The 13,638-nt window shown below is 38.4% G+C and carries 11 protein-coding genes and 2 pseudogenes; 4 read left to right on the plus strand and 9 right to left on the minus strand.

The window, feature by feature from the left end; all coding sequences use genetic code 11:
• Positions 1–52 precede the first annotated feature (52 nt).
• From KYH19_RS17845 to rsgA, 9 genes and pseudogenes are all read right to left on the minus strand, one after another.
• Complete coding sequence (locus tag KYH19_RS17845) at positions 53–994, minus strand: hypothetical protein (RefSeq protein WP_219076094.1); 942 nt, start codon at positions 992–994, stop codon at positions 53–55.
• 117 nt (positions 995–1,111) lie between these two features.
• Complete coding sequence (locus KYH19_RS17850) at positions 1,112–2,296, minus strand: M20 family metallopeptidase (protein WP_219076095.1); 1,185 nt, start codon at positions 2,294–2,296, stop codon at positions 1,112–1,114.
• Positions 2,283–2,726 (minus strand): SPOR domain-containing protein, encoded by a 444-nt coding sequence (locus KYH19_RS17855; protein ID WP_193421118.1) that lies wholly within the window; start codon positions 2,724–2,726, stop codon positions 2,283–2,285. Before KYH19_RS17855 ends, KYH19_RS17850 begins: the two co-directional genes overlap by 14 nt.
• 701 nt (positions 2,727–3,427) lie before the next feature.
• The gene (locus KYH19_RS17860) at positions 3,428–3,805 is read right to left on the minus strand and encodes a PEGA domain-containing protein (protein ID WP_219076096.1); all 378 of its coding nucleotides are present in this window, start codon (positions 3,803–3,805) and stop codon (positions 3,428–3,430) included.
• A gap of 224 nt (positions 3,806–4,029) precedes the next feature.
• Positions 4,030–5,445: pseudogene (locus tag KYH19_RS24400) on the minus strand (SEC-C metal-binding domain-containing protein); the annotation flags it as partial.
• A gap of 177 nt (positions 5,446–5,622) precedes the next feature.
• Positions 5,623–7,506: pseudogene (secA, locus tag KYH19_RS24405) on the minus strand (preprotein translocase subunit SecA); the annotation flags it as partial.
• A 140-nt stretch (positions 7,507–7,646) separates the two neighbouring features.
• Positions 7,647–7,946 carry a hypothetical protein gene (locus KYH19_RS17870; RefSeq protein WP_219076098.1) on the minus strand — a complete coding sequence of 100 codons (300 nt, stop codon included), beginning with the start codon at positions 7,944–7,946 and terminating at the stop codon, positions 7,647–7,649.
• Between the two features lie 197 nt (positions 7,947–8,143).
• Positions 8,144–9,097, minus strand: coding sequence for a Smr/MutS family protein (locus KYH19_RS17875; RefSeq protein ID WP_219076099.1), 954 nt, complete (start codon positions 9,095–9,097; stop codon positions 8,144–8,146).
• A 202-nt stretch (positions 9,098–9,299) separates the two neighbouring features.
• On the minus strand, positions 9,300–10,220 hold the full coding sequence (gene rsgA / locus KYH19_RS17880) for a ribosome small subunit-dependent GTPase A (protein ID WP_193421130.1): 921 nt from the start codon (positions 10,218–10,220) through the stop codon (positions 9,300–9,302).
• Between the two features lie 187 nt (positions 10,221–10,407).
• Between rsgA and fumC the strand changes: the two genes are divergently transcribed.
• The 4 genes from fumC (at position 10,408) to KYH19_RS17900 (ending at position 13,623) form a co-directional block, all read left to right on the plus strand.
• Positions 10,408–11,805 (plus strand): class II fumarate hydratase, encoded by a 1,398-nt coding sequence (gene fumC, locus KYH19_RS17885; protein ID WP_219076100.1) that lies wholly within the window; start codon positions 10,408–10,410, stop codon positions 11,803–11,805.
• A 222-nt stretch (positions 11,806–12,027) separates the two neighbouring features.
• Positions 12,028–12,306: a hypothetical protein gene (locus KYH19_RS17890; protein ID WP_219076101.1), complete on the plus strand. Its 279-nt coding sequence runs from the start codon at positions 12,028–12,030 to the stop codon at positions 12,304–12,306.
• A complete protein-coding gene (locus tag KYH19_RS17895) occupies positions 12,299–12,814 on the plus strand; it encodes a fumarate hydratase (RefSeq protein ID WP_219076102.1) in 516 nt (171 codons plus the stop codon). Before KYH19_RS17890 ends, KYH19_RS17895 begins: the two co-directional genes overlap by 8 nt.
• A gap of 2 nt (positions 12,815–12,816) precedes the next feature.
• Complete coding sequence (locus tag KYH19_RS17900; protein WP_219076103.1) at positions 12,817–13,623, plus strand: S1/P1 nuclease; 807 nt, start codon at positions 12,817–12,819, stop codon at positions 13,621–13,623.
• Positions 13,624–13,638: the final 15 nt, after the last annotated feature.

The raw sequence follows: 13,638 nt of genomic DNA on the forward strand, positions 1-13,638 counted from the left end.
GGTTTAAATAATCGTTTAAAGATAATAAATCTTTTAGGCGATAGTTGAATCCTTATTTGCCCTTTTCGAGTTTATAATCTTTATGTACGATTAAAAAACTTGCTCTTTCTTCTTTCTTAAAAGGGTAATCCCAGTTACCCTGATAGGTTATTTTGGTTGGTAATTTATCCTCTCCGAAATAACCCATTTCTATATTCATCTGCACATCAAAATCAAACAGCATATTGCTGTATTTCATGTCGACATAACGGCCAAGAATATTAAAATTGCGTTTATCAAAAATGGTAACCAATTCTTTAATCATAATTCCATCTTTTGTCCAGCTGCTCAAATCAGGCTTAACTGAAACCTTGAAGCGATACACTGGTATAGAATCAAGATAAGTCCCGCTGGTAAAACCATAATCATAATATTGCCGCATATTGGCCGAAAATATTTCAGTTTTACTGCCTATAAAGGGAACTTTTACAGGTCTGCCTGGATTAAAAATCAAGGTTTTCAGCTTGTCTTTATAACTTTCATTTGTTCCACCCTTTCCATCAGGCTTGGGTGCATTGGGTACAAAATCAGTATTATAAGCATTCATAAAAATGTAATCGAACATTTCTACGGTATATAACTGGTATTTCCCGTTTTTCTTGTAAATTTTTCCGGTATCCTGTTTTACAAGGTATTCCATTTTATATGGTCCGTTATTGTTGTGACGGATTTTACGGTATATTTTCCCATCAACCTTGTTCTTTTTATCGTAACTGTAAATCCTGTTTTCGGCGATAAAAGTATAACGTTTCATATCCCTAAACGACTGATAAAAGGAAGTATCATACATTACCTTTCTGATAAATGTTTCTACATTCAACTTTTCGGCCTTAATATTTACAGCCGAATCGAGTACAATGGTTTTAATGGTATCCGGATTAAAACGGTCGATTTCCTGAGCAAAACCTTTATAAAAGAGCGGGATTAACAGTAAAAACAGAAAGACTTTTTTCATGCAAGTAAGGTATGTAAAATGGAAAATGTGAGATGGATATGTAAAACGGATGATTGAAGATAGATGATGGAACTTGAACTCCCCCATCATCCATCTTAACTATTTACATTTTCCATCCTAATTTCCTAGTTGTTTTAAAGCAATATAAGCCATTAATCCGGTTGATATTTTCAAGGCATCTTCATCCACATCAAACCTTGGTGTATGCACTGAATATTGTGTGTCTTTTGCTGCATTCCCAGTACCTAAACGATAAAAACAGGCATCTGTTACCTGCGAGTAGAAAGAAAAATCTTCAGCAGCCATCCAGATATCTAAATCGACTACATTTTCTTTACCCAAAAATTCTTCAGCAAAGGCTCTTGCATTTGCCGTTAGTTTTTCTTCGTTGATTAAAAATGGATATCCTCTGTGAATATCAAAATCGCAGCTTCCGCCCATGCTTTCAGCAATGCCTTCGGCCATTTTTTTCATGCGTTTGTGTGCTTCATCCCTCCAGTCTTCATCCAAAGTTCTGAATGTTCCTTCAATTTTTACTTCATTCGGAATAATATTGGTTGCACCGTTGGCAATTACTTTACCAAAAGACAGCACTGATGGAATACGTGGGTCGGCATTGCGGCTCACCACCTGTTGCAAAGCAATAATGATATGTGAAGCGATTACAACCGGATCAATATTTTGGTGTGGTTGTGCGCCATGGCCGCCTTTCCCGGTTACTGTAACATAAAGTTCGTCTGTAGAAGCCATGTAAATACCCGAACGGAAACCCACTTTACCGGCATCAATTAATGGCATTACATGCTGACCAACAATATGATGTGGTTTTGGATTTTCGAGTACACCTTCTTTGATCATGATGCTTGCTCCACCTGGCAAAAGTTCTTCTGCGGGCTGAAAAATCAGTTTGATGGTTCCACCGAAATCATCTTTCAACTGGTTTAAAATATATGCTGTTCCCAAAAGTGAAGAAGTGTGCACATCATGTCCGCAGGCATGCATTACGCCATAGTTTTTAGAACGGTAAGGCTTGTCGTTTGCCTCATGGATAGGTAATGCATCCATATCTGCACGTAAGGCAATAACTTTTTCAGATGGCTGGTTACCTGTAATTAAACCTACTACACCGGTATTGGCGCAGTCGGTATATTCAATTCCCCATTTCTTTAATTTATCCTTAATGAACAATGAAGTTTCAAATTCTTTAAAAGATAATTCGGGATTGGCATGAATATGTTGACGATAACCTACTACATCGTTAAAAATGTGAGCGGCCAGTTCCTGTACTTTATTTTTGATCATTGGTTGTTGTGGTATCTAAAGTTGGTGCATTTATTTTTTCCCTAAAAATAAACAGTGTAGGGAAAGTTGGTCTGAGTTCGTTGATAAGGCGCTGCGCCTCTAAACGGCTTCTGAAATCACCCACCCGAACGTAATAGTTAGGCTCTTTATAAGTGAGATAGGTATTTAACTGAGGGTATAATCCTTTGAAACGTGCCTGCTGATTAAAAACTTCACGCCGGTCTGATCCATAAAAAATCTGTACGCGGTAACCATAGCCAGAAACAATTGGTTTGCCTGGTTTTACCTCACCTGAAGTTTTATAAACTTGCAACCGTTTGGCAATTAAACTATCGATTAAAGGATCTTTTATAACGGTTACTTCGCCCTTTTGTGCAAAAGCAGTTATGGTAAGAAATAAGCAAGATATAAAAGTTATTGTAGTTTTCATGAGCAAAATAATTGGCATTTGATGAGGAGATGTATCGTCTCACTTCTTCTTAACAACAAGAATGCCGAAATCATTGCAAAAATCGGCATTCTTTATGGGTTAAGCAAATAGTTATTATTTGGGAGGTTTTGGTTCGTCCTTTCGAGCGGAGCGCTGCGAAGTCGAGAAATCTTTTAAATAGTTAGATCCGTTTAAAAATTAAATAAAATTTATTTTGTATGTCAGTCTGAGCGTAGTCGAAGACTATTTAAACGCATTAATAAAACAATCGACTACGCTACCATTAACAGAGAATCCATTAGCACGGCCGTCATTCCCGCGCAGGCGGGAATCTTAAAGCACTTGCATTACGATTATTCATAAGTTTCCCTTGTTTCAAAGGCATTCATGAGCACTCCGTGGTTCCCAATCGAGTTAGGAATGACGATCTCGCGCAGCCTACCATTTGCCAAAAAGATATGTCTTTAATATTGATTTTATGAAAAATTATCCCTCAGTGTGACAGCAAAAGGCCATTTATATTTGTTATAAAAATTTAAACAGGGTCTTAATGTTAATTTAAAGATTTATCCATTCCGCTGCCGATGAAAAATCGGCCTGCTTCAGTCGAAAGGACGATCAACTATATGATGATTACAATAAAAAAACCCAGATTCTTTTTCGAAACCTGGGTTTTTAGCATTATTTCAGATAAGTTATAATTAATTAGTTTTCTTAGGTTCTAAGGTAAATTCATAAACTTTTGGATCGTATTTCATCATTGCACCTGTAGCGGCATCAACAGCCCAACCAATCATACCCAATAAGTTTAGTACAGCGACAGGGTTAAAAGTAGTTACGGGCTGGAATGTTTTGGTTTCGTAACCATCAAGTTTTAATGAGACGGTCTGTCCGGTAAATCCTTTTTTTAAGGGTACTGCCATAGGTGTTACCCCTGCTTTAACCCCATCTACTTCGATAGTAGCGGCCGGAGGATTGGAATTGATTTGAACGGTTTGTTTTGTACCCGTAAAAATAGTCGCGCAGCTCGATAGCAGCAATGTCGCTGAAACAGCGGCAATGTTAAAAATTCTTTTCATTTTGTGTGTGTTTGTGTGTGTTTCCTACTCTTATGGCTTTTCAGTTACGCCCCGTTTTTTATGGTTTCCGGATTCCATTTTTAAGTTTATTCGTCAGTAAGAAATTGCCTACCAATTACAAATTGACCGTCCCTAAATATAAGGGTTAATTTGAGAATTAAAAATTTAGTTTTAAAAAAAGCCCCAACAAATGTTGAGGCTTGGTAAAGCATTATATATCGTGATTATAAATTAGCGCCGTGGCAATTTTTGAATTTTTTACCGCTACCGCATGGGCAAGGTTCGTTTCTGCCAACGGTTGCTTCCTTGCGGATTGGCTGTTGCGGAACAGCTTCACGTGTATCTCCAAACTCAATACCTGGTTCTTCTCTGCCAAACTCTTGTTTAGTAGTTTGCAACTTCGGTTGTTTTACCGGGGCTGGTGCCTCTCTCACCTGGTCTGGCTCTTGCTGAACCGGGATACCACCTTTATATAAGAAACTCACTACTTCTTTATTTACTGCGTTAAGCATGTTTTTAAATAAGTTGAAAGCTTCCATTTTATAAATTACCAATGGATCTTTTTGTTCGTAAACCGCATTTTGTACCGATTGCTTCAAATCGTCCATTTCGCGTAAATGCTCTTTCCAGCTATCATCGATTAAAGCTAAAACAATGGTTTTTTCGAATGATCGAACCACCTCTTTTCCTTTATTGTCAATTGCTTTCTTTAAGTCAACAGCGACCTGGATACCACGGATACCATCTGTAAACGGCACCACAATCTGTTCGATATGCTCTCCGCGCTCTTCGTAAACCTGGGTTAACACCGGTAACGATTGTTGAATAATGGCTTCTGATTTACGTGCATAAAATGCTTCTGCTTCTTCAAATAACTTTTCAGTTAACTGAGGGATATTGGTTGAAGAGAAATCTTTTTCGGTAATGGCCGTATCTAAAGAGAAGTTTTTGATTACTTCCAGTTTGAAACCATCATAATTTGCTTCTTGTTTATATTCGCTTACGATATCTTCAGCAACATCGAAAACCATATTGTTCATATCCACATCTAAACGTTCGCCAAATAAAGCGTTTTTACGTTTAGCATAAATTACGGTACGTTGTGAGTTCATCACATCATCGTACTCCAATAAACGTTTACGGATACCAAAGTTATTTTCTTCTACTTTTTTCTGCGCACGCTCGATAGATTTGGTAATCATAGAGTGTTGGATCACTTCACCATCTTCGATACCCATGCGTACCATGATACCAGAAATACGCTCTGAACCAAATAAACGCATTAAGTTATCTTCTAACGAAACGAAGAACTGAGATGAACCTGGATCGCCCTGACGACCAGCACGACCACGTAACTGTCTATCTACACGACGAGACTCGTGACGTTCGGTACCTACAATGGCTAAACCACCAACTTCTTTAACACCTGCACCCAATTTAATATCGGTACCACGACCAGCCATGTTGGTTGCAATGGTTACGGTTCCGGCCTGACCAGCTTCGGCAACAATATCGGCCTCTTTCTGGTGCATTTTTGCGTTCAATACATTGTGTTTAATTCCCCGGAGTTTAAGCATGCGGCTTAACAACTCTGAAATCTCTACAGAAGTGGTACCCACCAATACCGGGCGACCTGCTTTTGGCTCAAGTCGCCCTGTTTCAGGATTAACCGCAGGAATTAATGCGCCTTTAGCATCCAATTTAGGTACAGCTCTACCTGTTTGGTCGTATTTAACAACCGGCTTGCCATCTTTCTGTTTTACATTACCTTCTTTATCGGTTTCATATTCGGTCTCGTAATGAGAATACGGGAAAACCAGGTATTGTATCTCCTCAGCAACAGCATTATATTTTTCTCGAACAGTACGGTAAACGTAATCCTGCTCATCAATCCTCGAAATATTTCTGTTGGTTGGAATTTCTACTACGTCTAATTTATAGATCGACCAAAACTCGCCGGCTTCTGTTGTTGCGGTACCCGTCATACCACAAAGTTTGTGGTACATACGGAAATAATTTTGCAAAGTTACGGTTGCATATGTTTGGGTAGCATCCTCAACTTTTACATTCTCTTTAGCCTCAATTGCCTGGTGTAAGCCATCAGAGTAACGGCGGCCATCCATAATACGACCTGTTTGCTCATCAACAATTTTAATCTTTCCTTCATCGATGATGTACTCCACATCAATTTCGAATAAGGTATAAGCTTTTAATAATTGGTTTACCGAGTGAATACGTTCTGCTTTTACAGAATAATCGCGCATTAAAGCATCTTTTTGAACCACTTTTTCTTCTAAAGGCAGATCAGATTTTTCTAATTCGGCAACCTCAGTACCTACATCAGGCAATACAAAGAAATGTGGATCTTCGCCCGATTGGGTAATCAATTCGATACCTTTTTCAGTTAATTCAACCTGGTTGTTTTTCTCATCAATATAGAAATACAATTCAGAATCTACCTTTGGCATATTCTTAGATTGATCTGCCATATAGTGGTTTTCGGTTTTTAACAACAAACCACGAACACCACTTTCACTTAAAAACTTAATTAAAGCTTTATTTTTTGGCAAACCGCGGTATGCACGCAATAAGGCTAAACCACCTTCGCCTTCTTCCGTTCCGCTGTTACCTGCGTTGATTAATTTCTTCGCTTCGTTTAATGCCTGGGTTACATACGCTTTTTGTGCATTAACCAAACGCTCAATGCGTGGTTTCAACTCATAAAACTCGTGTTCATCTCCACGTGGGATCGGACCAGAAATAATCAAAGGGGTACGGGCATCATCAATCAAAACTGAATCGACCTCATCCACCATGGCAAAATGCAGCTTGCGCTGTACCAATTGATCTGGTGTTTGCGACATATTGTCACGCAGGTAATCAAAACCGAACTCGTTATTGGTACCGTAAGTAATATCCGCGGCATAAGCTTTTCTTCTTTCTTCAGAGTTTGGCTCATGTTTATCAATACAATCAACACTTAATCCGTGGAATTCGAATAATGGACCATTCCACTCACTATCACGACGGGCCAGGTAATCATTCACCGTTACAATGTGTACACCTTGTCCGGCTAATGCATTTAAATAAGCTGGCAATGTACTTACCAGGGTTTTACCTTCACCAGTAGCCATTTCGGCAATCTTACCACTGTGTAATACAATACCACCAATCAACTGTACATCATAATGTACCATGTTCCAGGCTACTTCCGTTCCGGCAGCATCCCATTTATTAGCCCATTGTGCCTTATCGCCAACAATTTTAACATTGTTTTTTCTTGCAGCATAATCTCTGTCAAACTGGGTAGCAGTAACCTCTAAATAATCGTTTTCGCTTAAACGACGAGAAGTTTCTTTAATTACAGCAAAAGCTTCAGGAAGGATTTCCAAAAGCACTTTTTCCAATTCTGTATCGCGGTCTTTACCTAAAGCATCAACCTGATCGTAAATAGCTGTTTTTTCGTGAAGATCTAAACTTTCACTTTCTGCATCAGCTTTTAAAGCTGCAATTTTTCCATCGATCTCGGTTAAGAAATCAGAAATTCTTTCTTTAAATTCTATTGTTTTACCACGTAACTCATCGTTGCTTAATGCAGACAGCTTACTGTATTGCTCGTTAATTTTGATAACCAATGGCTGAATAGCCTTTATATCTCTTTCTGATTTACTTCCGAAAATCTTCGCTAAAAATCCTAACATTATATTTTAAATCGTATTTATTATTAAAAAATGGTGTGTTTCAACAACCAAGCCATTGTCTTTCTTAAGTCAGTTTGGCAGTTATTGATATAAATGGGGGGCTTAAATCTTGTAAAAAGATTTTTTTGAGGAAAGGATAACTAGGGACTGTTATTCTTTGGTTTTTTCCTGATTGTTAAATCAGCAATTACCTGATTTACGCTAACATATTTTGCAACTTTTACCGGAGCCTGCGTTCCAATTAAAGCAAGCCTGGTATAGGATAATAAATAAGGGTTACGGTCTTCGTTTAGTTGAACCGAGCTTTTACCTGTAGCGTTTACGCTGATATTATGCTCATTACAATACTCATTTAATATCCTTAGCCCTTCAACGCGTTCGGCTTTCGCCAAATGTGTTAAGCTAAAAAATACAAGTGATATGGTAACGAGGTGTTTCATTAATAGCGGCAAAGCTAGTTTTAATCTTTTATAAAAAGAAATTACAGCTTAGCAAAAAGTGTACCTCAATCTTCCTGTCATTCCGAACGCAGTGAAAAATGTTTAATTCACTGGGTAGATTCTGAAACAAATTCAGAATGACGGATCGCATACGAAAGACTCTCCTCCATCACCCATCCTACATCTTCCCTCTTCCATTATTTAAAAACTACTTCAGTGGCGCCATAACCAAATTTTTCTTTCCTCGCATCCATGTATGTTTTTACATGTGGATTTTTGCTGATCAGTTTATGGATTTTATCCCTTAAGGTACCGTTACCTGAGCCGTGAATGAAGACAATTTTATCAAAATGATGTACAACCGCAGCATCCATCGACGTTTGAAAATGATTGATCTGTATCTGCAACATTTCGTCTGCTTCTAAGAAATGATGATCGTCCCTCAGTTTTTCGATGTGCAGATCAATTTCTTTTTGAGGAGCTTCAACCGTTCTTTTCTCTTCTGATGATTTAAAAAAACTTTCCTTTAATTTCTGTGGATCGATGGATACCGGAACGAGATCATCCAAACGGATGAACCAACCTTTATTCCTCAATTGAGGCAATTCCTTTTGTTCGGTACTAAAATCTTTTGCCCTAAACTTCTTACGGATTACCAATGGGTCAATCGGTTTCACATCAGCTTTGCTGAATACCAAAACCTGAAAGTTAAATTCCGGCCAAAGATCAAGATCAGCTAACGATGCAGAATAAACTAAAGTGGAGCCATAAGATGCGATTACCCCATGAAAAGCACCAGCATATTTTTCTTTACTTTCGGTGGTTAGGCTGACCAATAAAATATTCGACGAATGGTTTTGCAGGTGGAAATGCACCACATTACCAGCCTTATCATCGGTAGCAACGGCAACATAAATGCCATTTTCAATTTTGTTAATGCTGGGGATATTTGCCTGAATAGGCTTGGGAGCATCCAACTCTTCGGCTACCACACCATGACCGTGTACAGAAGTTAAATTACTTACCGCAACAGGAATTTCAAAACCATCCTCATCGGTAACACCCAAAGTTTGGCTATCAATAATTTTCGTTACATAACCCTCACGTTTTTCATCAACAAAACGCACAAAATCTCCCAGTTTAAATTTCATTTCTATTATTTTTTAACCACAAAGGCACAAAGTACACAAAGATTTTTAAGCAGTTTGTATTAAAATGTCGTGCATGAAGCTATTACTCCTTTGGTCTTTCAGCTTTTTGGCAGGGGTTTTCAATCTAATTCATTGATTCAATCATGAGATGTAGTATCACACATCACATCTTCCGACTCCAGACTTTCTACTTCTGACTCAATTAATGCCTTGTATCGTTACCATGATAAATACTCAGGTAACTTTCATATCTCGAAACCGCAATTTCACCTTCATTTACGGCTTCAATAACAGCACAGCCCGGTTCGTTAACATGTTTGCAGTTATTAAAGCGACAATCGTGCGAGGTTTTGAAGATTTCTCGAAAAAAATGTCCTAGTTCTTCCTTCTCGATATCGATCACCCCCAGTTCTCTGATACCTGGCGAATCTACAATAAAACCGCCCTGCGGCAGTTCGAACATTTCGGCAAACGTAGTGGTATGTTGGCCCTTATCGCTCCAGTCTGACACTTCACCTGTTCTTAAATCGCGATCGGGCATTAAAGCATTGATCAGACTTGATTTTCCCACTCCTGAGTGACCTGATATCAGGGTAATTTTATCGGTAATCAATTCCTGGATAACCGGAATGTTAATGCCTTTTAAAGCTGAAACTTCGTAGCAGGCGTAGCCGATATTTTCGTAGATATCTTTAAACTCCTGAAGAATTTCCAATCCTTCTTTACTAAACAGATCGAGTTTATTAAATACCAATACAGCTGGAACATCATAAGCTTCAGCAGTAACTAAAAAACGGTCGATAAAACCTAAAGAAGTACGAGGTGAAGCGAGTGTAACCACCAGCATGGCCATATCCAGATTGGCGGCCAGTATTTGCGCCTGTTTGCTCAGGTTGATCGATTTGCGGATGATGTAGTTTTTACGCGGCAGCATTTCGTTGATCAAACCCTGATTGCTATCCTTTTCCAGATCAAATTTCACCCTGTCTCCAACCGCAATCGGGTTGGTGGTTTTAAGTCCTTTAATCCTGAATTTGCCTACAATCCGGCAATCGTAGCGTTCACCATTATCGGCCAAAACACTATACCAGCTCCCTGTAGATTTAATAACTAATCCCTGCATATTTGCGGTAAAGGTATGAATATGATTTCATTGGTAGAAGTGGCCTTGCCGGATAAAAGTTTGCTTACAGGCAAAAAGAACAAGCACTTTTAACTATATTCTTTGTTATCTACCAAATATCTTACATAAATACAACGCTTTAAAAGGCAAAAAACCTAAATTTGCGACAACAAAAATCAAAAATATAATGAGTTTCAGAATAGAACACGATACCATGGGCGAGGTGCAGGTACCAGCCGACAAATACTGGGGTGCACAAACCGAACGCTCACGCAATAACTTTAAAATCGGTCCGGAAGGCTCGATGCCAAAAGAAATTATCCACGCTTTTGGATACCTGAAAAAAGCAGCAGCGCTTGCCAATACCGAACTGGGTGTATTATCAGCAGAAAAATCAGATTTGATTGCTAAAGCCTGTGATGAGATTATTGCTGGTCAATTGGATGATCAGTTTCCGTTGGTGATCTGGCAAACGGGTTCAGGTACACAAAGTAATATGAATGGCAACGAGGTGATTGCAAACCGTGCTCACGTAATAAACGGTGGCTCATTAGCTGACGATAAAAAAGTACTTCACCCTAATGATGATGTAAATAAATCACAATCATCAAACGATACTTACCCAACTGCAATGCACATTGCAGCCTATAAACTTACGGTAGAAAATACCATCCCAGGTTTAGAGAAATTAAGAAATACTCTAGCCAAAAAAGTAGAAGAATTCAGTACGATTGTTAAAACCGGCCGCACACACTTTATGGATGCGACCCCACTTACTTTAGGACAGGAATTTTCTGGTTATGTACAACAGATTGATAACAGCATCAGGGCAATTAAAAATGCTTTGGTTATGGTTTCTGAGCTGGCTTTGGGCGGAACGGCTGTTGGTACAGGCTTAAATACGCCAAAAGGATACGATGTTTTAGTGGCTAAAAAAATTGCAGATTTAACTGGTTTACCTTTTGTTACGGCTCCAAATAAATTTGAAGCGCTGGCTGCACACGATGCCATGGTAGAACTTTCTGGTGCATTAAAACGTACTGCAGTTGCTTTAATGAAGGTAGCTAATGATGTGAGAATGTTAAGTTCTGGCCCACGTTGTGGCATTGGTGAAATTGTAATTCCTGATAACGAACCGGGATCTTCAATTATGCCTGGTAAAGTTAACCCTACACAACCAGAAGCTTTAACGATGGTTTGTGCACAGGTAATTGGTAACGATGTTGCTGTTTCAGTAGGCGGCATGTCTGGCCATTTTGAACTGAATGTATTTAAACCTTTAATTGCAGCCAATGTATTACAGTCGGCCCGCTTAATTGGTGATGCCTGCGTTTCTTTCACTGATAAATGTGCAGAAGGAATTACCGCTAATTTGCCAGAAATTGAGAAACATTTACAAAATTCTTTAATGTTGGTTACGGCTCTGAATCCACATGTGGGTTACGAAAATGCAGCTAAAATTGCGAAGAAAGCACATAAAGAAAATAAAACGTTAAAAGCAGCAGCTGTAGAGTTGGGCTTGCTGACCAACGAACAGTTTGATGAGTGGGTACGCCCGGAAGACATGGTTGGAAGTTTAAAATAAGCGAAGGAGATCGTCATTCCCAATTCAATTGGGAATCTTAAAGCATATTGCATTAAGATTCCCGCCTGCGCGGGAATGACGATACTTTTAAAAATTACAGTTTTAAATCAATATGGTTAATTAAAAAACACAGGTAATATGAATTCAATACTTTCTAACCTTTTAAGCTTGACATCCATCATTTCACCTTGTGTTGTATTTGGAACCTGCTGTTTTTTTTTAATGAAAAAATCTTCAGTTGAAGCCATTTTAATGACTATTGGATCGGGTATTGGTCTGTTCATTACTATATTTTATGCTTTTTTAATGCCTTTACTAATGGCCGCGCAAAATTTAGCTTATACAGAAGTTTCTAAATACTATTCTATTGTGGGTATTATCAGTTTTATAGCCAGCCTTTGTTTTGCAGCAGGTCTTTTAATTCTGGTTATCAATACTGTTAAAAAACAAGCAGTAGTCCACAATCAATTCCCTAAAAGCACCGATTATAACCATGAGTAAACCGCAATTAGGATTAAGGCTTTGTTATATTTTCCTTTTTACATTATCCATATTACATATAGCTTGTAGCCCGCGGCCTAATGTACAGGGCAAAGGCGAAGAGTTTATGCAAGGTGTTTGGAATGAAGATTCAGTCGCTTTTAGTAACAAATTAAGCAATTACACACAACACCATTTCAAGTTCACCTGCGATTCTGTTTATATTGATATGGTTACCCATAGCAAAGTAAATTTTTACGAGGATTCTTGTTATAACAATGGCATTTGGAAAGAATATGCCAAAGGTGTTTATGTGGTTAAAGGTGATACGTTATTTATAGGCGCAACCTTTACACACGCTAATTATAAACAAAAAATATCAGGATGTTACCGCATCGGTCGCTACGAAAAAAACTTCCTCATCAACAAAAAAACTGCAGATACCTTAACTTTAGAAAGTTTGAGCGATCAGCGTGAAATTAAACTAACACTTAAAGAGAAAATTACCTGCATACCTAAAGAATTATAAAAATGATTTTAACATCAATTAAACAAAAATTAATCCTTGCTTTAGCTGTGGGGTTTTTAGCCTATTTACCTATTCGGGCAAATGCATGGGGTACCATCGGCCATCGTGTTGTTGGCGAAATTGCTGATAGTTACTTAAAGGCTAAAACACGCAAGGCTATTCAAAGTATTTTAGGTTATGAAACTTTGGCCATGAGCGCCAATTGGGGCGATTTCATTAAATCAGATTCTACTTATAACTATATGTACAACTGGCATTTTGTTAATCTTCCGGCAGGACTGAACAAAGATGGCGTTTACAACTTTTTAGAAACGGAAAAATCGCCTAACCTTTACAACAAAATTCCTGAGCTAATTGCTATACTAAAGAAAACAAGCAGCTCGGCAACTGAAAAAAAACTGGCTTTGCGCATGCTGGTTCACCTGGCAGGAGATTTATGCCAACCTATGCATGTTGCCCGTAAAGATGATTTGGGCGGTAACCGCGTTTCGGTATTGTGGTTCAATGAAAAATCCAATATCCACAGGGTTTGGGATGAACAGCTTATCGAATATCAACAGTTAAGTTATACAGAATATGCTAAGGCAATTAATCACCCTTCGGCTATTCAGTTAAGCAACTGGCAAAATACAAATCTTAGAGATTGTATTTATGAATCGTACGGTATCTGCAACAAAATTTACGCAAACACAAAACCAGATTCGAAATTAAGCTATCGTTATAATTTTGACTGGGTGGATACCCTTAATGAGCAGTTACTAAAAGGCGGCGTGCGTTTGGCTAAAATGTTAAACGATATCTACGGATAAGCCTTTCTGTTAAAT

Origin of the sequence: Pedobacter sp. D749 (genome assembly GCF_019317285.1) — a bacterium.
Taxonomy (GTDB): Bacteria; Bacteroidota; Bacteroidia; order Sphingobacteriales; family Sphingobacteriaceae; genus Pedobacter.